Origin of the sequence: Pseudofrankia saprophytica (genome assembly GCF_000235425.2) — a bacterium.
Classification (GTDB): domain Bacteria; phylum Actinomycetota; class Actinomycetes; order Frankiales; family Frankiaceae; genus Pseudofrankia; species Pseudofrankia saprophytica.
This window is the reverse complement of the sequence record NZ_KI912266.1, coordinates 3,923,293-3,943,201: the sequence shown is the minus strand read 5'-3', so window position 1 is coordinate 3,943,201 and position 19,909 is coordinate 3,923,293. Positions and strand designations below refer to the sequence as shown.

General features: G+C 71.5%; 18 protein-coding genes. 10 read left to right on the top strand and 8 right to left on the bottom strand.

Annotated features, from left to right (window positions below):
* Positions 1–300 precede the first annotated feature (300 nt).
* Together FRCN3DRAFT_RS44775 and FRCN3DRAFT_RS0216405 are read left to right on the top strand one after the other, a co-directional pair.
* Complete coding sequence (locus FRCN3DRAFT_RS44775) at positions 301–3,081, top strand: tetratricopeptide repeat protein (protein WP_157845221.1); 2,781 nt, start codon at positions 301–303, stop codon at positions 3,079–3,081.
* A 231-nt stretch (positions 3,082–3,312) separates the two neighbouring features.
* The gene (locus tag FRCN3DRAFT_RS0216405; RefSeq protein WP_035928133.1) at positions 3,313–4,329 is read left to right on the top strand and encodes an asparaginase; all 1,017 of its coding nucleotides are present in this window, start codon (positions 3,313–3,315) and stop codon (positions 4,327–4,329) included.
* 120 nt (positions 4,330–4,449) lie between these two features.
* On the opposite strand, the gene FRCN3DRAFT_RS0216400 is transcribed toward FRCN3DRAFT_RS0216405, so the two are convergent.
* A complete protein-coding gene (locus FRCN3DRAFT_RS0216400) occupies positions 4,450–4,881 on the bottom strand; it encodes a MarR family winged helix-turn-helix transcriptional regulator (RefSeq protein ID WP_027140653.1) in 432 nt (143 codons plus the stop codon).
* Positions 4,882–4,952: 71 nt separating this feature from the next.
* Between FRCN3DRAFT_RS0216400 and FRCN3DRAFT_RS0216395 the strand changes: the two genes are divergently transcribed.
* Positions 4,953–5,393, top strand: coding sequence for a nitroreductase/quinone reductase family protein (locus FRCN3DRAFT_RS0216395; protein WP_007519956.1), 441 nt, complete (start codon positions 4,953–4,955; stop codon positions 5,391–5,393).
* Positions 5,394–5,742: 349 nt separating this feature from the next.
* Positions 5,743–6,075 carry a putative quinol monooxygenase gene (locus tag FRCN3DRAFT_RS0216385; protein WP_007519958.1) on the top strand — a complete coding sequence of 111 codons (333 nt, stop codon included), beginning with the start codon at positions 5,743–5,745 and terminating at the stop codon, positions 6,073–6,075.
* A gap of 643 nt (positions 6,076–6,718) precedes the next feature.
* Here the strand turns inward: FRCN3DRAFT_RS0216385 and FRCN3DRAFT_RS57120 are convergent.
* Positions 6,719–6,850 (bottom strand): hypothetical protein, encoded by a 132-nt coding sequence (locus FRCN3DRAFT_RS57120; RefSeq protein WP_269799826.1) that lies wholly within the window; start codon positions 6,848–6,850, stop codon positions 6,719–6,721.
* Positions 6,851–6,987: 137 nt separating this feature from the next.
* Here FRCN3DRAFT_RS57120 and FRCN3DRAFT_RS0216375 point away from each other — a divergent pair, with 137 nt between their 5' ends.
* The 6 genes from FRCN3DRAFT_RS0216375 (at position 6,988) to FRCN3DRAFT_RS0216350 (ending at position 13,868) form a co-directional block, all read left to right on the top strand.
* Positions 6,988–7,776 (top strand): S1C family serine protease, encoded by a 789-nt coding sequence (locus FRCN3DRAFT_RS0216375; protein ID WP_027140652.1) that lies wholly within the window; start codon positions 6,988–6,990, stop codon positions 7,774–7,776.
* Positions 7,777–7,804: 28 nt separating this feature from the next.
* Complete coding sequence (locus FRCN3DRAFT_RS0216370) at positions 7,805–8,950, top strand: AAA family ATPase (RefSeq protein WP_007519962.1); 1,146 nt, start codon at positions 7,805–7,807, stop codon at positions 8,948–8,950.
* Positions 8,951–8,958: 8 nt separating this feature from the next.
* Positions 8,959–9,846: a DUF58 domain-containing protein gene (locus tag FRCN3DRAFT_RS0216365; protein ID WP_007519965.1), complete on the top strand. Its 888-nt coding sequence runs from the start codon at positions 8,959–8,961 to the stop codon at positions 9,844–9,846.
* Positions 9,843–10,802 carry a VWA domain-containing protein gene (locus FRCN3DRAFT_RS0216360; RefSeq protein ID WP_007519967.1) on the top strand — a complete coding sequence of 320 codons (960 nt, stop codon included), beginning with the start codon at positions 9,843–9,845 and terminating at the stop codon, positions 10,800–10,802. The genes FRCN3DRAFT_RS0216365 and FRCN3DRAFT_RS0216360 overlap by 4 nt, the downstream gene beginning before the upstream one ends.
* Complete coding sequence (locus FRCN3DRAFT_RS0216355; protein ID WP_007519969.1) at positions 10,802–11,893, top strand: vWA domain-containing protein; 1,092 nt, start codon at positions 10,802–10,804, stop codon at positions 11,891–11,893. Before FRCN3DRAFT_RS0216360 ends, FRCN3DRAFT_RS0216355 begins: the two co-directional genes overlap by 1 nt.
* Positions 11,894–12,224: 331 nt before the next feature.
* Positions 12,225–13,868, top strand: coding sequence for a GGDEF domain-containing protein (locus tag FRCN3DRAFT_RS0216350; protein ID WP_232794061.1), 1,644 nt, complete (start codon positions 12,225–12,227; stop codon positions 13,866–13,868).
* On the opposite strand, the gene FRCN3DRAFT_RS0216345 is transcribed toward FRCN3DRAFT_RS0216350, so the two are convergent.
* From FRCN3DRAFT_RS0216345 to FRCN3DRAFT_RS44770, 6 genes are all read right to left on the bottom strand, one after another.
* On the bottom strand, positions 13,837–15,120 hold the full coding sequence (locus tag FRCN3DRAFT_RS0216345) for an amidohydrolase family protein (protein WP_027140650.1): 1,284 nt from the start codon (positions 15,118–15,120) through the stop codon (positions 13,837–13,839). The genes FRCN3DRAFT_RS0216350 and FRCN3DRAFT_RS0216345 overlap by 32 nt on opposite strands.
* A gap of 79 nt (positions 15,121–15,199) precedes the next feature.
* On the bottom strand, positions 15,200–16,501 hold the full coding sequence (locus FRCN3DRAFT_RS0216340) for an acyl-CoA dehydrogenase family protein (RefSeq protein ID WP_007520492.1): 1,302 nt from the start codon (positions 16,499–16,501) through the stop codon (positions 15,200–15,202).
* A gap of 77 nt (positions 16,502–16,578) precedes the next feature.
* The gene (locus FRCN3DRAFT_RS0216335) at positions 16,579–17,529 is read right to left on the bottom strand and encodes a 3-carboxyethylcatechol 2,3-dioxygenase (RefSeq protein WP_007520494.1); all 951 of its coding nucleotides are present in this window, start codon (positions 17,527–17,529) and stop codon (positions 16,579–16,581) included.
* 31 nt (positions 17,530–17,560) lie between these two features.
* Positions 17,561–18,100: a nuclear transport factor 2 family protein gene (locus FRCN3DRAFT_RS0216330; RefSeq protein ID WP_051466276.1), complete on the bottom strand. Its 540-nt coding sequence runs from the start codon at positions 18,098–18,100 to the stop codon at positions 17,561–17,563.
* A 29-nt stretch (positions 18,101–18,129) separates the two neighbouring features.
* A complete protein-coding gene (locus tag FRCN3DRAFT_RS0216325; protein ID WP_007520498.1) occupies positions 18,130–19,065 on the bottom strand; it encodes a zinc-dependent alcohol dehydrogenase in 936 nt (311 codons plus the stop codon).
* Positions 19,066–19,096: 31 nt separating this feature from the next.
* Positions 19,097–19,909 (bottom strand): ABC transporter ATP-binding protein (locus tag FRCN3DRAFT_RS44770; protein WP_007520500.1); only part of this gene is annotated, 813 nt, incomplete at its 5' end.

Genomic DNA, 19,909 nt, shown 5'->3' with positions numbered 1-19,909 from the left:
CGGGTACGAACCCTGCGTCACCGGGAGACGGAACCCTTCGCTTCGAACACGACGGTGTAACGCGTTCAGCGATGCCCCGCCGGGAACCGCTCCCTTTACGTAGCGATTGGTAGGTCCGCCGCGGAGGGCTCCGACCGGCTGGGGACTCACCGCTGCGTGACAGGTGTCTGTCAGGTGGGATCAGTCTGGCGATGAGCCCTAGAAGGTCAAACATCCGGTTCGGGTGGCGGATGGGATGCTGGTTGCCAGCGTGACGGGCCGTGCGCCCTTGGTCGGCTTGTGCTGTCGGGGGTGGCGAAGGTGGCACGCGGTCTGTCGGGCCGGGAGGTCCGGGCGTTCGCTGAGATGTTCGGGGACTTGATGTCGGCGGGGCCGCTGTTGGTGTCGGTTGACCTGCCCCGGCGTAGCCAGCCCGCCTGGCATGGGCTGAGTGCGGAGGAGTTCTGGTGGGAGGTCTCGCGGCTGCTCGCGGCCGGCGCGGTCCGCGATGGTAGGCGTCGGCTGTTGGAGGCAGCCCGCGAGCAGTTTCCCAGCAACGAGGTCTTTGCCGCGGGTGGGGACGATGGCCCGGCGGGGCCGTCGGTGTGGAACGTCCCGCCGCCGGTGGTGGGGTTCGTGGGCCGCCAGGAGCAGTTGTCGGAGTTGGCCAACAAACTGACCGCGGGGGCTGCGGTGTCGGTGGTGGCGCTGGCCGGGATGGGTGGGGTCGGTAAGACGGCGTTGGCGGTTGAGTACGCCTACCGGCATGAGGACGAGTTCGACGTGGTGTGGTGGGTGCCGGCGGAGCGGGCGGATCTGATTGCTGGCCGGTTGGCTGAGCTGGGCGAGGCGTTGGAGTTGCCCACCGGGGCGGAGCCGGCGGCGGTGTTCGCGGAGCTGCGGCGCCGTGGCCGGCCGTGGCTGCTGATCTTCGACAATGTCGAGGATCCGGCGGCGGTGGCGCCGTTGCGGCCGACGGACCGGTGGGGCCGGCTGCTGGTGACCTCGCGGCGGGCCGGCTGGGGTGGGCCGCGCGCGACGGTGCAGGTACCGACATTGCCTCGGGCGGAGTCGGTGGCGCTGTTGTCCGACCGGCTTGCAGGGGTCGATCCGGTGGTGGCGGACGGGGTGGCCGATTTGCTCGGCGATCTGGCGTTGGCGTTGGAGCAGGCGGCGGGGTTCTGTGCGCAGACCGGTACGCCGCTGGCGGAGCTGGCGAGCTGGCTGGTCGAGCGGTTGGAGGACGTGATCGCGCTTGGGGGGGTCGCGGATCGAGCTGGGGAGACGGTCGCCACGTTGTGGGACCTGTCCATCGAGCGGCTGTCGGTGACGGCGCCGGCGGCGGTGGAGTTGCTGGAGCTGTTGGCGCTGTTCGCGCCGGAGCCGGTGCCGTTGGACTTGTTCGAGGGCCGGGCGGAGCTGCTCGGTGGCGGGCTGCTGGCCGAGGCCGCGGGCGATCGGCTTGCCTGGGCGCGGTTGGTGGGGGCACTGGTCGGCTACAGCCTGGCCAGTCGGGACACCGCGGCGGTGTGGGTACACCGGTTGGTGGCCGCCGCGACCCGCCGCAAGCTCGGCGAGGTCCGCCGCGCGGAGCTGGTGGCGGTCCTGGTCGGGCTGCTGCGTGCCGACCTGCCTGAGAACATCACGCGTGCCCCGGAAGGCTGGCCACGCTGGTGGGCGCTGCTTGCCCACGCCCGCACCGTGCTGGACAGCGCCGACGATCCGACTGGTCTCGCGGCACCCTGCCAGGCCGACCCGCCTGCTACGGCGGGCGACCTGTCCTGGCTGTGTGACCGGACAGCGACGTTTCTCCAGGAGCAGGCCCAACCCGCCGAGGCGTTGCCGCTGTTTCAGCGGGCGCTCGCGATCGGTGAGGCTGCCTATGGCCCCGACCACCCCGTCGTCGCCACGCGCCTGAACAACCTGGCGTCGGTGCTGCAAGACCTGGGCCGGGTCGGGGAGGCGGTGCCGCTGTTCCAACGGGCGCTCGCGATCGACGAGGCCGTCTACGGCCCCGACCACCCCGTCGTCGCCCGCGCGCTGAGCTACCTGGCGTTGGCGCTGCGAGGCCTGGGCCGGGCTGGGGAGGCGGTGCCGCTGTTCCAACGGGCGCTCGCGATCGACGAGGCCGTTTACGGCCCCGACCACCCCGTCGTCGCCAGCGTGCTGAACAACCTGGCGTCGGCGCTGCACGACCTGGGCCGGGCTGGGGAGGCGGTGCCGCTGTTCCAACGGGCGCTCGCGATCGACGAGGCCGTCTACGGCCCCGACCACCCCGAGGTCGCTACCGATCTGAACAACCTGGCGTTGACGCTGCAAGACCTGGGCCGGGCTGGGGAGGCGGTGCCGCTGTTCCAGCGGGCGCTCGCGATCGGCCAGGCCGTCTACGGCCCCGACCACCCCGTCGTCGCCACGCGCCTGAACAACCTGGCGTTGCCCCTGCAAGCGCTGGGCCGGGTCGGGGAGGCGGCGCCGCTGTTCCAACGGGCGCTCGCGATCGACGAGGCCGTCTACGGCCCCGACCACCCCGACGTCGCCACCGTGCTGAACAACCTGGCGTCGGCGCTGCAAGACCTGGGCCGGGTCGGGGAGGCGGTGCCGCTGTTCCAACGGGCGCTCGCGATCGGCCAAGCCGTCTACGGCCCCGACCACCCCGACATCGCCACGCGCCTGAACAACCTGGCGTTGGCGCTGCGAACCCTGGGCCGGGCTGGGGAGGCGGTGCCGCTGTTTCAGCGGGCGCTCGCGATCGGCGAGGCCGTCTACGGCCCCGACCACCCCGTCGTCGCCAGCGTGCTGAACAACCTGGCGTCGGCGCTGCAAGACCTGGGCCGGGTCGGGGAGGCGGTGCCGCTGTTCCAACGGGCGCTCGCGATCGGCCAAGCCGTCTACGGCCCCGACCACCCCGACATCGCCACGCGCCTGAACAACCTGGCGTTGGCGCTGCGAACCCTGGGCCGGGTTGGGGACGCGGTGCCGCTGTTTCAGCGGGCGCTCGCGATCGGCGAGGCCGTCTACGGTCCCGACCACCCGAATTGCCGGACGACCCGGGGCAACCTCGCGGCCTGCGAGGCGCTTGTGACAGACGGATCGGAATCATGACGAGACACGCCGAGAGTTCAGCGCGCCAGCGCCCTGCGGCGAGTCGATGCTTCTTGATCGCGAAAGCCGACGGCTCAGCAATACGAGCCGCCACTTCGAGAGGCGTCGTCTTTGCTCGGCAGAACAGTGTCTCCGGCGACATGAAGACGCGCAGGCGCGGGAGCGGCGGAAGACTCGGCCTCGTGACAGTGCCGAGCGCCGCGGGCACCACGGGTGCCGATACTGGTGCGCATGCCCGGACAAGCAGGCGGCGTGGATCTGGATAGCGTCGCGAACCCGGTCCTGCTTACGGCGACACGGGCGGGAATCGTCGAGTCCTGGCACCGTGGCTCGCTGGTTCTGCTCGATGCCGACGGCGCGGTCGAGGTCTCCTTCGGCTCGCCGGACCGGCCCGTCTTCGCCCGTTCCGCGCTCAAGCCGCTCCAGGCGGCCGCCATGGTCGATGCCGGCTATCCGGGGCGGCGCGAGCACCTGGCGCTGGCGGCCGCAAGCCATGACGGCGAGCCCGTGCACCGTCAGACGGCCAGGGCGATCCTGACCTCCGCGGGCCTGGATGAGGGCGCGCTCCTCTGCCCGCCGGCGTGGCCCGGCAGCGAGGAAGCCCGCGTCCAGTGGGTCAGGCAGGGTGGCGAGCCGGCGCGGATCTGCCACAACTGCTCGGGCAAGCACGCCGCCATGCTCGCGACGTGTCGCGCGGCCGGATGGGAAACGAGCACCTACCGGCTGCCGACGCATCCGCTGCAGGTTCTCATCCGGGACGCGGTCGGGCGGTATGCCGGGCAGCCGGTCGCCGCGACCGCGATCGACGGGTGCGGCGCGCCCGCGCACGCGATCAGTCTGACCGGGCTGGCGCGGTCCTTCGCCGCCCTGAGCCGGGCCGCGGACGGATCATCCGCCGCCCTCGTGTCCTCGGCGGTGAGGGACCATCCCGTGCACGTTGGCGGAACTGATCGACCCATCACGCACCTCCTCGCGGATGTGCCGGGTCTGCTCGCCAAGGACGGTGCCGAGGCGGTGATCGCCGCCTCGCTGCCCGACGGGCGGTCATTCGCCGCCAAACTCGACGACGGCGCGGCACGCGGGCTGGGGCCACTGCTCGCCGCGGCGTTGAGCTACTGGCGCTGCCGGGGCCAGTCCGTCGAGCGATGGCGGACGGTCCCCGTCACCGGTGGCGGCGAGCGGGTCGGTGCACTCGGCTGGTCGGCGGACCTCCGCGCCGCGGTCGAGGGGCCTGACTCCCACCGGTAGTCCACAGTTCGCGAGGCCGGCCTCCGCCCGCCGGCGCGGCGGCACGGCGACAGCGCATCCGCGGCGGTCGAAGCGATGGTGGCGGTTGTGGTCGCGGTCGCGGTGGTCGAATCGGCTCGGTCAGGCGCCCGCGACGTTGTTCACGAGCCGGTCGAGTTGCCGCTCGAGACCGGCGATCTCCTGGTCGGTGAAACCGTCACGCAGGCGGCGGTCGAAGTCGACGACGATCGTGCGCAGCCGCAGGAACGCCTCCTCCCCCGCCGGGGTGAGCTCCACCGTCTGCACCCGCCGGTTCGCCGGATCGCGCCGCCGGGTGATCAAACCCTGGCCCTCGATGGCGTTGAGGTGATGGGTGAGCGTCGCCTCCCGGATGCCCACGGCCTGGGCCAGCTCGCGCTGGTTGGCCAGGGTGGCGCCCGTCTTGAGGTTGAGCAGCACCAGCCACAGCGGCATGGACCCGCCGCCGGCCGCCAGCGCCTCGTCGAACGCGCGGCTGACCACCCGGGCCGTCCGTGCCAGGTGGAGGCCGATCGGAGAACGGGTGGGAGGCACGCCGCAAGCATACTCACACTTCGATGTCTAACGCTTTGACATCGAAACGTTCGATGTCTACGGTTGTTGCCATGAGCACACACCCCGCCGACACGTCCCGCCGCTACCTGAGGCCGCCGTGGTTCGCCCGCGTCGTCGGCAACCGGATGGCGGCCCGCTTCCGCCCCGAGATCGTCTGGCAGCTCTCGGTGGACGGCCGGCAGAGCGGCCGCCCGCGACGGGTCCCGGTCGCCGTCCTCGAACACGACGGCGAGCGGTACCTCATCGCCGCCCGCGGCCAGACCGACTGGGCGCTCAACCTGACCGCCGCCGGCCACGGCCGGCTCGACCACGAGGGCCGAACCGAGGACATCGAGGTCACCGACGTCCCCGCGCCGGCCCGGCCGCCACTGATCGACGCCTATCTGGCGCTCTACGGCCGGATGCCCACCGTCGGCGCGTCCTTCCGCGCCCTGCCCGACCCGGCGGACCATCCGACCTTCCGCATCACCCGCTCCACCCCGCGGACCTGACCAAGAGGCGCTCGGCGGGAACGACCATGGCGCCCCAGCCGCCCCCGTCAGCGATCGCCCGGCGACTCGCTTGGGTTGATCGTCGCCACCGTGTTGCCGCGGTTGCGAATTCGCCGAAACGATGACGGCGACGACACGGTCGCGGCGATCATGAGTGGTCGCCACGCCGCGACCGGCGGTTGACCGTCGCGTAGGGTCTCAGCGCGACACCGGCACCGGCTTCATGGGCGCGACATCGTGCGGCCAGCCAGCCGGATGCGCCGGATAAGGCCAGCCGTGCCGGATGCGGCCAGCCCGCGCCTGATGCGGCCCATGCCAGCGACCAAGTCGACGTCGACAAGGGAGTCCGATGATCTTCATCACCGCCAAGTTCCGCGTCCGGCCCGAGGAGGCGGACCGGTGGCCGGTCATTGTCGAGGAATTCACCCGGGCCACCCGGAGCGAACCGGGCTGCCTGTGGTTCGACTGGTCGCGCAGCATCGAGGACCCCGCGGAATACGTTCTCGTGGAGGCATTCCGGGACGACGACGCAGGCGCCGCGCACGTCCAGTCCGCGCATTTCCAGGCCGCGCGCCAGATGCTGCCCCAGCATCTGGCCGAAACCCCGCGCATCGTCAACGTGACCATTCCGCAGGACGACTGGTCCCTGCTCGGCGAGATGGCCGTGCCCGCGGGAGACTGACCGGCGGGAGCTGGCCGGACCACCGCAACGGCGGAACGGCTGCGACCCGGTGTATCGCCCACCCCACCTTTCGCCTTGCCCAGGCCGTCAGCGATCAGGCCCGGCCCGGGTGGCTACCTGGCACGATCGCAATTGCCGACGGCCGGCCGGGCTGGAGTTCGCTGGTCATCTGGTGGATTTATCGGAGCCAGAGCGAGGAACCCTAATTACTCAGGTCTCGCATCGGATCCGGTCATGGGTTGTGGGGCGGATCCCGGCTTCCCGCCCGCCACAGCCCATGGATGGATGGGCGGGCAGCGCGCAGCGGCGGCCGGTCGCTTCTAACCCGCGTCGCGGCGGGCGCCAGCAGGATCCCGGCGTCGGGTCAGACGTCATGGGCGCGAAACGGCGCTGGTTGTGACTCTGACGTCGGACAGGACGAGCACGCGGCCGCACGAGCGCCCGGACGGCGCCCCGACCGAGCCCGGGCCGGGCTCCAAGCGGGGTTGACTCCGCGATCGCCAAAGCAATTCCACGGTGATTGCGTTCTTGCGTGCCAGGACGCCAAACATCACACCAGATCATGGCCCGCCCATGATCTGGTGTGAGCCAGGAGTCCGCCCAGCCCGGCTCCGCCGACGAGTGGCTGGCCGGCCGCGACCACTCAGCCGGCCGCGCCACCGCCGGTGCCACCGCCGGTGCCGGTGCCGGTGCCGCCCGTGCCGGTGCCGGCCACGACGCAGGCACCTCGCCTGATGACCGCCACCTGCGGGTCGGCACCTGGCAGACAGCTCACGACCGATACCGGCCGCCGAGGTGTGCGCCAGTCCGGCACGGTTTCCTGCGTCGTATCAGGTAAAGAATCGGTAGCATTTCGCATCAGCCACAGTGTTTGTTCAGGTACGGCTAAGGTATGGCCCGCAGTGTCGGGCTATGGCGCGTTGGTCCGGCCTTCGGGCAGCATGGGGCCCGCGGAGCGCCCTCGGCGTGCTGGTCGGCTGCGGTGTCCTCATCGTCGCTCTGGTCGTCACAGTGGTGGCGCTCGCGCTGCGTCCCGATGACGGCTCGGCGGCGCTGCCCGACCCGGCCGTGTCGGCGAGCCCCACCGCGGCCAAGACGCCGAGCGTCGCGGACATCTACCAGCGGATCGGGCCGTCGGTGGTCGTGGTGCGCACGGCCGACGGGTCGCTCGGCTCGGGCGTGATCGCCGCCGATGACGGCACCGTCCTCACCGCGAACCACGTCATCGCCGACGGCGGCGACATCAGCCTCGTCTTCGCCGACGGCACCACGTCCGCCGCCACGGTGGCCTCGGCGGACCCGAAGACCGACATCGCGACGCTCTCCCCGGAAACCCTGCCGCAGACCGTCGTGCCGGCGACGCTCGGCGGCAGGGTCGAGATCGGCGGCGACGTCGTCGCCGTCGGCAACCCCCTCGGGCTGACCTACAGCGTCTCGTCGGGCGTCATCTCGGGTGTGGACCGCACCGCCCCCACGGACAGCGGCACCTTCACCGGCCTCATCCAGTTCGACGCCTCGGTGAATCCCGGCAGCTCCGGCGGCCCGCTCCTCGACGCGAACGGCCTGGTCGTCGGGATCGTCGTCTCCATCGCCGACCCGGGCCATGACGACGCGTTCGCCGGCATCGGCTTCGCGGTGCCCATCGGCAGCGCGCTCGGCGGCGGCAACGGGCCTGGCGACGGCCGCGGACCCCAGATCTGACATCACGGAAGGTATCCAAAAGATAACGATGTCGAACCAGGACGACGCCGAGCGGCGATACCTGACCCTGATGGGGCCCAAGGGCGGCGGCACCCAGCGGCCGACCGGCGGGAACGCGACGACCGCGGGAAGCGGCACCATCCCCGCGAGCGCCGCGACGGCGGGCGGCGCGAACGCCACGGCGCACGGCGCGACCGCCGTGCCTCCCGGCGCCAGCCCGCTCGAGCAGGTGCTGTTCGAGGTCAAACGCACGATCGTCGGGCAGGACATGCTGCTGGAGCGGATGGCGATCGGCCTGCTCTCCGGCGGCCACCTGCTCGTCGAGGGCGTGCCGGGGCTCGCCAAGACGCTGGCCGTGAAGTCGCTGGCCGGGGCGATCGGCGGCCAGTTCCAACGCATCCAGTTCACGCCGGACCTGCTGCCCGCCGACCTGGTGGGCACCCGGGTCTATCGCCAGCACACCGGCGAGTTCGAGACCTCCCTCGGCCCCGTCTTCACCAACCTGCTGCTGGCCGACGAGATCAACCGAGCCCCGGCGAAGGTGCAGAGCGCGCTGCTGGAGGTCATGCAGGAGCGTCAGGTGACCATCGGGCGCGAGACCTTCCACGTCCCCGACCCGTTCCTGGTGATGGCGACCCAGAACCCGATCGAGTCCGAGGGCACCTATCCGCTCCCCGAGGCCCAGGTCGACCGTTTCATGATGAAGGTCGTCGTGCGCTACCCGACGGCGGTGGAGGAGCACGCCATCGTCGACCGGGCCCTGCGGCCGCCCGAGGCGCCGCAGGCGATCCTCTCCCCCGAGGACCTGGTGCGGATGCGGGCGGGCGTCCAGGGCGTGTACGTCGACCCGGCCGTCGTCGACTACTCGGTGCGGCTGGTCACGGCGACCCGCTCGCCGGGGACGGTGGGGCTCGGCCAGCTGGAGCGCTACGTCACCTACGGCGCCAGCCCGCGCGCGTCGATCAACCTGGTGCTGGGCGCCCGCGCGCTGGCATACCTGCGGGGCAGGGACTACGTCGTGCCGCACGACCTGCGCGAGCTCGCCCCCGACGTGCTGCGCCACCGCGTCGTGCTGTCGTACGAGGCGCTGGCCGACGACGTCGATCCCGACACGGTCATCGCCGGCGTGCTGACGGCGGTGCCGATGCCCGAGGTCCCGCTGCGGGACCGGTGAGCCGCGCGATGACCGGTGCGCCCGATCGGCTGCTGCTCCGGCTGGAGTGGCGGGTCGTCCGCCGTCTCGACGGGCGGGTGCTGGGCTCCTACCGGACGGCGTACCGCGGCGCGGGCCTCGACTTCGCCGGCCTGCGCGGCTACATGGAGGAGGACGACGCCCGCCGCATCGACTGGAACGCGACCGCCCGGCTGGACGAGCCGCAGGTGCGCCAGTTCACCGAAGATCGCGAGCTGACCCTGTGGCTCGTCCTCGACCGGTCGGCGTCGATGACGGTGGGAACGCCGGGCCGGGGCAAGCACGACGTGCTGGCCGAGCTCGCGCTGACGCTGGCCAGGCTGTTCGCCCGCGGCGGCAACCGGGTCGGCGCGCTGCTGCACGACGGCGCCGCGACGCGGGTGGTGCCGCCGGGCACCGGCCGCGGCCACGTGCTGCGCATCGGCCATGAGCTGGACCGCACGGCCGCGGCGCCGTCCACGGCGGGCACCACCGACTTCGCCGCGATGTTGGCGACCGCCGCGTCGGTGGCGCGGCGCCGGTCGCTGATCATCGTCGTCTCCGACTTCATCGGCACCGGCGAGTGGGACCGGCCGCTGCTGCGTCTCGCGCATCGGCACGACGTCGTGGCGCTGCGCGTCGTCGACGCGGCCGACGACGACCTGCCGGAGGCCGGGCTCGTCCTCGTCGAGGACGCCGAGACCGGCGAGCAGCTGCTCGTCGACTCCAGCGACCCGCTGCTGCGGGCCCGGTTCCGGGACGCCGTGGCGGAGCGCGAGGCCGAGACGGCCGGCCGCATGCGCAGGGCGGGGGTCCCGATGCACCGGATCGACACCGACCGCGACCTGCTCACCTCCCTGGTCGGGGTCGTCGCCAGTACCCAGTGGAGGCGGCCGTGAGCCTCGCCGTTCCCTGGCTGCTCGTCCTCGGTGCGCTGGTCGTGGCGGCGCTCGCCGTCGCCACCGTGAAGGCGTCCCGCCGGCGCCGGGCGGCGCTCGCCGCGGCCGGCGTGGCCACCGCCGCGGGACGGCGTGCCCCCCAGTTCGGCCTGTGGCTGAGCCTCGCGGGGATCGCGGTGCTCTCGGTGGCGGCGGCGGGGCCGGCGGCGTCCGTCCCGGTCTCCCGCGCCGCCGGGACGGTGATCGTCGCCATGGACGTGTCGAACAGCATGGCCGCGACCGACGTGGAGCCCACCCGGCTGGACGCGGCGAAGAAGGCCGCGACCGCGTTCGTCGACGCCCAGCCCGGCAGCGTCAACGTCGGCGTCGTCGCCTTCCAGAACGGCGGGATCACCACCCACCTGCCCAGCGCCGAGCACGCGGAGGCCGAGGCCGCGATCGACCGCCTGAGCGTCACCGGCGGCACCTCGCTCGCGGACGCGCTCCTCACCTCGCTGTCCGCGATCACGGGCAAGACCGTCCGGCTGGGTCCGGACGGCACCGTGCCCGACCTCGGCTACTGGAGCTCGGCGACCATCGTGCTGTTCTCCGACGGCGAGGACGGCGGCAGCGGCGAAGCCACCGAGGCCGCCGCCGACGCCGCCCAGGCCGCCGGCGTGCACGTCGAGACGGTCGGCGTCGGCACCGCGGCCGGCGGGGTCGTCACCGTCGACGGCTACCGGCTGCACACCGCGCTGGACGAGGACACGCTGAAGGCCATCGCCCAGACGACCGACGGCTCGTACCACCCCGCGTCGGACACGCCCGAGCTCGACGGCGTCGCGTCGACCATCGACCTGCGGCTGACCACCCACAACGAGGACCTTCCGCTGGCCGGGGCGTTCATCGCGTTCGCCATCCTGCTGCTGGCCGCCGGCGGGGTCCTCACCGTCCTGCGCACGGGAAGGGTCGTCTGATGTCGCTCACCTGGCCGTGGGCGCTGCTGACGCTGCTGGCCATACCGCTGCTGCCGGCCGTCGCCTGGTGGGCCCGGCGGCGGCGCCGGCGCGCCGCCGTGCGCGTCACGTCGGTCGCGCTGGTCCGTGTCGCCGTGGCGGGCCGGACGCTGTGGCGCCGGCGCGTCCCCGCCGCCCTGCTGCTCGTCGGGCTGGCCGCGCTCGGGCTCGGCGCGGCCCGTCCGCAGGCGACCGTCCCCGTCACGTCCAACTCGACGACGATCCTGCTGGCGCTGGACGTCTCGGGCTCCATGTGCTCCACCGACGTCGCCCCGAACCGCCTCACCGCCGCCGAGAAGGCGGCCGCCGACTTCATCCGGGCGCAACCGGGCGGCTCCCGCATCGGCCTGGTCACCTTCGCGGGCGTCGCCGGCCTGCTCGTCCCGCCGACCGACGACACCGACAAGCTGCTGGCGGCGCTGAAGACCCTGACGACGTCGCGCGGCACCGCCATCGGCCAGGGAATCCTCGCGTCCATCGACGCCATCGCCGACGTCGACCCGGCCGTCCCGCCGACCGGGGTGAACCTCGACGGTGGCAGCACCGGGTCCCAGTACGCGGCCGACGTCATCGTCGTGCTCACCGACGGCGCGAACACCCAGGGCGTGGATCCGCAGACCGCGGCGAAGGAGGCCGCGGCGCGCCGCCTGCGCGTCTACACGATCGGTTTCGGCACGACGACGCCGTCGCCGATGGTGTGCAGCAGCTCGCAGGTCGGCGACAGCCCCTTCGGTGGTGGCGGGGGCTTCGGCGGCGGGGGTGGTGGTCGGTTCGGCGACCGCAGGCCGCAGACCATCGACGAGGACGCGCTGCGACAGGTCGCGGGCGCCACCGGCGGCAGCTACTACCGGGCGCAGAACGCCGGGCAGCTTCAGGACGCGCTGACCGCGCTCCCCAGCAACATCACCGTCACGCACAGGCACAAGGACATCGCCGCCGTGTTCGCCGGCGTCGGCGCCCTGTTCGTCGCCGCGGCCGTCGCTCTGTCCCTGTGGTGGAACCGGGTGCGCCTCCCACCGAGCAGGTCTGGGCCAGCGCGCGAGAGCGGCTGATCGGGTGTCGCCGGGCCACACCCGACGGGCAGCCCGACGACCATCACCAGCATGTCAGGACGGGCTGTCCCGGTATGAGGGCCGCCGTGGAACCCGTTTCATCAGAAATACCGCCCATGAAATGAGATTCCTGTTCCGGGTAACTTCCACCGGAACACCTGAGCGGTGGACCGATTCACCATGAGCCGGAGCGGGAACATTTATCCGGGTGGCTGCATCGTGCTCTCGGCCAGCGTCGGCCGGCCCCCGGGCCTTCCGCCGGATGGTGATCGCCGCGGTCGCTTTCTTCGTGGCCGCGCTGACGGTCGATCTCACGGCGCCGAGGTCGGCGATGGTCTTGGTAGAGCCCATCGCGGCGAGCGTCGCCGCCGCGGCCGCCGCCGTGTGCTGCGGGGTCGAAGGCTGGCGGCACCGGGGAGTCGAACGACGGTGGCGATGGCTGACGGGGGCGGCCGCGGTCCTGGCGATGGCCGGGGTGGTCACGGCCGCGTGGTCCGCTCCCGCTACCGGGACCAACCTGCCGATGCTGCACCCACCCGATCTTGGCTATCTCATCTGCTACGGGCTCGCGCTTGCCGGGCTGCTCACGATACCGACGGACCCGCTGGACCGGGGTCCCGACGGCCGCGGCGCGCTCGGGATGTACCCAAGCGATCGTCCCCCGCATCCGCCGTTACCCAGCCGGCGCTGGCTCGCGGTGACCGTGCTGGACAGCCTGCTCGTGGTCGGCGCGCTGGCGCTGCTCGTCTGGGAGCTGGTGCTGAGGGACGCGCTGCTGCGAGACATGTACAGCCTGGGTTCCGTCCTGACGATGTCGACGCTTTCTATGGGTGCGTTGACCCTGTCGGTGACGGTGTTCCTGCTCGGCACGTTCCGGCGGCCGCGCTTCTGGCCCGCGTTCGGTCTGCTCGCGGCGGGCATGGTCGTGCTCGCGATCGTGGCGGCCAGCTATGTCGCCGCCGATGTTCGCCGCTGGGAGGTCGTTCCTCCGCCGTTCTCCACCGGGTTCGTCGCGGCGATGCTGCTGATCGGGCTCGCGGCGGTCGCCCCGGCGCGAGCAGCGGCGCCGCCCGTGGCCGAGCCGGATGACCATGACCACCGGGCGCACCAGCGACCTGGCCTGCTGCAGGTACTGCACCTGACGCTGCCGTATGTGCCGCTGGGCGCGGTCGGTCTGCTCACCCTGGTGCAGCTGGTGACGTCGGGCCCGATCCCGCGGGCGGAGATGTTCGCGCTGCTCGGGCTGCTGGCCCTGGCGTTGGCCCGACAGGTCGTGACGTTATGGGACAACGCGAGCCTGCTGGCCGGCTACCGGGCCAGCCAGCGTCAGCTCTTGTACCAGGCATTTCACGACCCACTGACCGGGCTGGCGAACCGGACGCTGTTCAACGACCGGCTGCGGCACGCGGTCGACCGGCGAAACCGCGACCGCGATCCGCAGCCGTTGGTCCTGCTGTTCTGCGACCTGGACAACTTCAAGAACGTCAACGACGAATTCGGGCACGCGGTTGGTGACGATCTGCTGCGGCTGACCGCGGACCGGCTCATGCACGCGGTCCGGCGGGAGGACACCGTCGCCCGGCTCGGTGGTGACGAGTTCGCGATCCTGTTCGAGGGCTCCGCCGAGGAGCCACGGAGGCTCGGCCAGCGGATCGCCGAGGCCGTCGCGGCTCCCTGCGAGCTCGCCGGAGCGTCGCGCTCGGTGCATGGAAGCGTCGGACTGGCCGTCGCGGAGCCCGGCGCCACCGCCGCGTCGGAGATGCTGCTGCACCAGGCGGATCTGGCCATGTACAGGGCGAAGCGCGTCGATGGCACCGTCGTGACCATCCACGATGGTCACGACGGTGCCATCGACGTCGAGGTGACCAGTGCCTACGGCCGGGAGACGCCCGTGGGGTGGGCGGCGCGCCGGACCGTCGTGCGGCGCGTCGCCCACGACGCCGTCAGGCGTTGGACCTCTCGGCCATCTCACTGAGCGAGATGCCGTCGTGCTTGATCTCGAAGCGGCCCTTGTCGAACGGGCGGATCTCCACGTCGTGGCCGGCGACCTCGGCGCGCAGCGCCCCGACGGTGCTCTTCTCCTTCGGCCGGTGCGCGAACGGGTCGAACGAGTACCAGCGCATCGCGTTCTCGTACGACATCTTGTTGACGTCCTCAGCCGGCACCCCGACCGCGGACCTGAGCAGCTCCTCGCCCGGCCACGGCCAGCTGGAGTCCGAGTGCGGGTAGTCGCACTCCCACGCGATGTTGTCGATACCGATCTTGTGGCGCAGCTCCACACCGACCGGGTCCTCGATGAAACACGTCAGGAAATGCTCCCGGAACACCTCGCTCGGCAGCTTCCCGCCGAAGTTCTGACCGGTCCACAGGTGGTGCATGTCGTAGGTCCGGTCCAGGCGCTCCAGGAAGTACGGGATCCACCCGGTCCCACCCTCGGACAGCGCGATCTTGATCGTCGGGAACTCCTTGAGCACCCGCGACCAGAGCAGGTCAGCCGCCGCACTGCAGATGTTCATCGGCTGCAGGGTGATCAGGACGTCCATCGGGGCGTCGGGCGCGGTGAACGTGAGCTTGCCCGACGAGCCGAGGTGGATCGAGAGCACCGTGTCGGTCTCGACCAGCGCCCTCCACAGCGGATCCCAGTGCGCGTCGTGGAAGCTCGGGTAGCCCAGGGTCGCCGGGTTCTCGGTGAAGGTGATCGAATGGCAGCCCTTCGCCGCGAGCCGGTGGACCTCCGCCGCGGCCAGCTGCGGGTCCCACAGCACCGGCAGGCCCATCGGGATGAACCGGCCGGGGTAGGCGCCGCACCACTCGTCGATATGCCAGTCGTTGTACGCCTGGACGACGCTCAGCGCCAGGTCCTTGTCGTCCGCGGCCGCGAACAGCCGAGCGGAGAAACCCGGGAACGACGGGAAGCACATCGAGCCCAGCACCCCGCCCGCGGACATGTCCTTGACCCGCTCGTGGATGTCGTAACAGCCAGGGCGCATCTCGTCGAAGGCGGTCGGCTCGACGCCGTACTCCTCCTTCGGCCGCCCCGCCACCGCGTTCAGACCCACGTTCGGGATGACCGAACCGTTGAACGTCCACACATCCGAGCCGTCCTCACGACGGAGGACCTTCGGCCCCGCGTCGGTGAACCTCGCCGGCAGGCGCCCCTCGAACATGTCCGGCGGTTCGACAAGATGGTCGTCGACGCTGATCAGGATGAGGTCTTCCGCTTTCATGCCGAGCCTCCGCTCATAGATAGAATAGATAGAAATGTCATGGGCACGAGCCCGTTGCGCTCACACGGGCCCGGGGCTGTCACAGGTTCCCGATCTCCAGGTCGAGCACGCTGGCGAACTTCCGCTGCGCCTCCTCCGTCTTCCCGGGGATCCACTCGCTGGGCCACATGCCGGCGGCCGGGGTGTGGTCGCGGAGTACCTGGCGCGCGACGGTCACCTTGTGCACCTCGGTCGGGCCGTCGGCCAGGCCCAGCACGGCGGCGAGGTGGACGTACTGGAACAGCGGCATCTCGTTGGTCGTGCCGAGCGCCCCGTGCACCTGCATCGCCCGCCACGCGATGTCGTGCAGCACCGCGGGCATGACGAACTTCGCCGTGGCGATGTCCTTCCGTACCCGGTTGTAGTCGTTGTACCGGTCGATCTCCCAGGCCGTGTACAGCACGAACAGCCGAAACTGGGCGAGCTGGGCGTACGAGTCGGCGATGAAGCCCTGGACCAGTTGCTTGTCCGCCAGCAGGCCACCCTGGGTCGTTCGGCTGAGCGCCCGCTCGCACATCATGTCGAGCGCCTTGTTCGCCAGGCCGATCGTGCGCATCGCGTGGTGGATCCGGCCACCGCCGAGCCGGGTCTGCGCGACCGCGAACGCCTGGCCCTCCTCGCCGAGGAGGGCGTCCGCCGGCACGCGCACGTCCTCGTAGTGGATCAGCGCGTGATAACCCTCGTTCATCGGCTCGCCGAAGAGGCCGACGTTACGCACAATGTTGACGCCGGGGGTGTCCGTGGGGACGAGGAACATCGACATCCCCCGGTAGGCGCTCACGTCCGGGTTCGTCACCACCATGACGATCAGGAACGACGCCGTCTTGGCGTTGGACGAGAAGTACTTCCAGCCGTTGATGACCCACTCGTCGCCCTCCTTGACGGCGCGGCAGGTGAACTGGGTCGGATCCGAGCCACCGTGCGGCTCGGTCATCGAGTAGCTGGAGAAGCACTCGCCGTCCAGCAGGGGTTGCAGATATTTGTCCTTCTGCGCCTGCGTGCCGTAGTGAGCGATGATCTCCGCGTTACCGGTGTCGGGTGCCTGGGTGCCGAAGACGACCGATGCCCACAGGGTGCGGCCCAGGATCTCGTTGAGCAGCGCCAGCTTCAGCTGGCCGAAGCCCTGGCCGCCCAGTTCGGGTGCAAGATGGGTGGCCCACAGCCCCTGGCGCCGAACCTCCTCCTTCAACGGGTTGATCACCCGGCGCATCTCGTCCGTCATCGGGTCGAACTGCTGGTGCGGAAAGATGTGGTCGAGCGGTTCCACCTCCTCCCGGACGAACTCGTCGACCCAGTCCAGCTTCTTCTGGTACTCCGGGTCTGTTTCGAAATCCCAGCCCACAGGTCCTCAGCCCTTCTACTCGCGGCAGGTCGGTCACCGACGCCGGCCGGTGTCGCCGGGCACGGATGACGTCCCGGTCATGGATGTCCGGTGCCGCCGGGCCGAGCCGTGGTGACGGCGAAGCCGGCGATGTACTCGGGAATCGGGCGGTAGTAGCGATAGGTCACCTCGTAGGGACCCACCGCGTCGAGCGCGGAGTACGCGGCGATCCAGGTCCGGATCTCGTGCGCGCCGCCTCCATGCCGACCGACCTCGTCGTTGCTCCACCCGTCCAGCTCGGTGAACGCGCCGCTGGTGACCAGGGAGAGGAACTCGGTGTCCCATTCGGGACTCAGCGGCCGGCGCTCACTGGAGCCGTCGGCGAGGCGCAGACCTTCGGCGACGGCTCCCGCGTGCTTGCGCTCCGCCTCCTCGGGCGTCAGGGGACGACCGGACACGAGGCGCTCGGCCACGGCCGGGGGCGCGCTGTCGAGGGTGGGCATCGGTGGGTCGTGCGAAAGCCCACCGGAGCCGACCAGCAGCACCCGCTCGTCACGTCCCGCGAAGAACCGTCCGATGGCGGCCCCGAGCTGGCGGGTTCGTGACAACGGTCCGAGCGGGGCGGCGGCCGAGTTGACGAACACCGGGATCACCGGCCGGGTGTCGAGCCCCCCGAACAGTTCGCGCAGCGGCTGCGCGGTGGAGTGGTCGAGCTCCATCCGGTGGGAGATCGACAGGTCGACTCCGTCCGCGAGCACCGCCTGCGCGCACGCCCACGCGAGGCCGGTCGGCACATGCAGGGTGCCCGCCAGGCTGGCGTAGTCCCCCACCGTCGTGGCCGCCAGCCCGAGGCAGAACGGCGGCATAAGGCGATAGAAGAAACCATTGAAGTGATCGGGGACGAAGGCGACGACGATATCGGGAGCGAAATCCTCGGCGAACGCGCGGGCGGCGGACAGCGCCGCCCGAACGTCCGTCTCCAGCTCCGGGCGTTGTTCGGTTATATCGAGTAGCGGGCTATGGGACATGCAGCAAAGAGCCAAAGGCATCGCAACCTCCGATTGCGCGGCGGAGCGTGCTCTACGGGCTGGCGAGGATTCGGCGCATGGTGGCGCGCGATTCGGCGGATCCGTCGAGCACACGGTTGTAGCGCTCCGTGATTCGCCAGCCGTCGGCCGTGCGTGCCAGTGCCCAGTGGTTGATGGCGGCTCGCCAGACGAACCAGCGGTCGTCCTCCTTGCGGATCACGAGGGAGTAGCCGACGGCTTCGGCCGTCTCACCGTGAAGGGCGATGTGGGGTGTGGCCGTGAGGTGAGCGACGCCCGCGGCGACCAGGCCCGCGTGCACGTCGCCCTCGTACAGGGCGGCCAGTCCACGCGGCGCCTCGACGCGGGTGCCGTCGCCGGTCACGCCGGTGAAGTCATAGCCGCCGCCGGCGACCCACAGGTCGGCCGCCTCGGCCGCCGACCCGCTGTCGACCAGCGGGCCGTAACGGTTGAGCAGGCGGAGGATGTCCAGCTGGTCCTCCGCCGCGCGCAGCCGGCCTTCCAGCTCGTCGAGCCGCTGGTCCACGCCCCGGAGGGCTCGCCCGCGCTCGCGCCGGATCCGACGCAGGTGCATCACCGCCGTGCCACCCTCCTCGGCGCTTCCTACGGTTCGAGCATGACGCGGATGGCGCCCGACTTCTTGTCGCCCGCGACCCGGAAGGCCTCCTCGGCGTCCTCGATCGGGAAGCGGTGCGTGACGAGTGTCTGGACGATCTCGGGGTCATCGGCGAGCATGGCCGCGGCGTCCGCCATCTCCCGCCCGGAGCCGTGGTGGCAATAGCCGACCGACGGCAGCAGCCGCGCCTCGCGGAGGAACAGCGGCAGCCAGTTGACCTCGATCGGGCCCATGTAGACCCCGACGACGACGATCGTGCCGCCGGGCGCGACGAGATCGATCGCCTGGGAGAGGGCGGCCGGGTTCCCGGCCGCCTCGACCACCACGTCGTACTGGCCCTCGACGCCGATCTTCGCGCCGAGCCGTTCGGCGGCCTCGATCTGGTGCGGGTACCGCGCCTCGATCGCGACGTCCTCGGCGCCCTGCCGGCGCGCGCCGGCGACGGCGAGCAGGCCGAGGCCGCCGGCGCCGACGACGGCGACCCGGGTGTTCGCGCTGGTGCCGGCCAGCCGTAACGCGTGCCAGGAGACCGCGGCGGGTTCGGCGAGGGCCGCGTCGCGCAGGTCGAGGCCGTTGGGCAGCGGGACCAGCCGGTGGGCGGGCGCGCGGAACTGCTCCGCCATGCCGCCGTCGGCGCTGAACCCGAGCGAGTGCTCGCCGTGCGTCGGGCAGCGGTTGAACTGCCCGCTCTGGCACTGGGCACACTCGCCGCAGCCGTAGATCGCCTCGACGATGTACCCGCCGCCGTCCTCGCCGACGCCGGCCAGCTCGTGGCCGAGGATGAAGCGGCAGCCGTAGGAGATGTAGAGCAGATCCGAGCTGCAGATGCTCGTCGAGCGCATCTGGAGGAGTTCGCCGGTACCGGGCGGCTCGGGAAGATCGACGACCTGGACGCCGCCTTCCGCGGCACGTACGGCTTTCATGGTTACTCCCTCATGGTCTACGCGGTGGGTACTAGGCAAGGGGGGTGGCGGTCTGGGGCATCGCGCTCGCGGCCCCGGGGCGCTCGGCGGGCTCGGCGGGCTCGGCGGAGACGTCGCTGATGCCGAGGTACGACTGGACCAGCAGGTCCGAGTCGACCTGGTCGGTCGGCCGCTCCCAGGACACCCGGCCGGCGGCCATGAAGACGATCCGGTCGGCGAGCGCGACGACGTCGTGGGCCTTCTCCTCGACCAGCAGGATCGCCGTGCCGGCCGCGCGCAGCTCCTGCAGCGCCGCGTACACCTCGGCGACGATCAGCGGGGCGAGGCCGAGCGACGGCTCGTCGACGATCAGCAGGTCCGGCGGCTTGACCAGCGCCGGCGCGAGCGCCAGCATCTGCTGCTCGCCGCCGGACAGCGACCCGGCGAGCTGGCCGCGACGCTCACCGAGCACCGGGAACCGGCGGTAGGCGGCATCCCGGTCCGGCTCGCCCGGCAGCCACAGCGAGAGGTTCTCGTCCACCGTCAGAGCAGGGAAGATGCCCCGTCCCTCGGGGATGAGGAAAGCGCCGTGCCGGACCCGCCGGTGCGGCGGCAACGCCGTCACGTCCGTGCCTCCGAGCCGGATCACCCCCTTGGTCACCGGCAGGCCGCCAGTGACGACCGAGCAGAGCGTCGTCTTGCCGGCACCGTTCGCGCCGATGAGCGCGAGCGCCTCGCCGGCGCGCAGGGCCAGGTCGACGCCGTGCAGCACCTCCACGGCGCCGTAGCCCGCGCGCACGCCGGTGATCTCGAGCACCAGCGGTGTGCCAGCGGCGTCGGGGACCCGGGCGGTGCCGGTCGTCCC

Excerpts from the sequence above, each read along its gene's own strand:
- FRCN3DRAFT_RS0216385 (WP_007519958.1), top strand. The coding sequence starts at position 5,743 with ATGATCTTCATCACCGCCAAGTTCCGCGTCCGGCCCGAGGAGGCGGAC.
- FRCN3DRAFT_RS0216370 (WP_007519962.1), top strand. The coding sequence starts at position 7,805 with ATGTCGAACCAGGACGACGCCGAGCGGCGATACCTGACCCTGATGGGG.
- FRCN3DRAFT_RS0216405 (WP_035928133.1), top strand. The coding sequence starts at position 3,313 with ATGCCCGGACAAGCAGGCGGCGTGGATCTGGATAGCGTCGCGAACCCG.
- FRCN3DRAFT_RS0216335 (WP_007520494.1), bottom strand. The coding sequence starts at position 17,529 with ATGCCTTTGGCTCTTTGCTGCATGTCCCATAGCCCGCTACTCGATATA.
- FRCN3DRAFT_RS0216330 (WP_051466276.1), bottom strand. The coding sequence starts at position 18,100 with ATGCACCTGCGTCGGATCCGGCGCGAGCGCGGGCGAGCCCTCCGGGGC.
- FRCN3DRAFT_RS0216395 (WP_007519956.1), top strand. The coding sequence starts at position 4,953 with ATGAGCACACACCCCGCCGACACGTCCCGCCGCTACCTGAGGCCGCCG.
- FRCN3DRAFT_RS0216375 (WP_027140652.1), top strand. The coding sequence starts at position 6,988 with ATGGCGCGTTGGTCCGGCCTTCGGGCAGCATGGGGCCCGCGGAGCGCC.
- FRCN3DRAFT_RS0216325 (WP_007520498.1), bottom strand. The coding sequence starts at position 19,065 with ATGAAAGCCGTACGTGCCGCGGAAGGCGGCGTCCAGGTCGTCGATCTT.
- FRCN3DRAFT_RS0216350 (WP_232794061.1), top strand. The coding sequence starts at position 12,225 with ATGGTCTTGGTAGAGCCCATCGCGGCGAGCGTCGCCGCCGCGGCCGCC.
- FRCN3DRAFT_RS0216355 (WP_007519969.1), top strand. The coding sequence starts at position 10,802 with ATGTCGCTCACCTGGCCGTGGGCGCTGCTGACGCTGCTGGCCATACCG.
- FRCN3DRAFT_RS0216345 (WP_027140650.1), bottom strand. The coding sequence starts at position 15,120 with ATGAAAGCGGAAGACCTCATCCTGATCAGCGTCGACGACCATCTTGTC.
- FRCN3DRAFT_RS0216365 (WP_007519965.1), top strand. The coding sequence starts at position 8,959 with ATGACCGGTGCGCCCGATCGGCTGCTGCTCCGGCTGGAGTGGCGGGTC.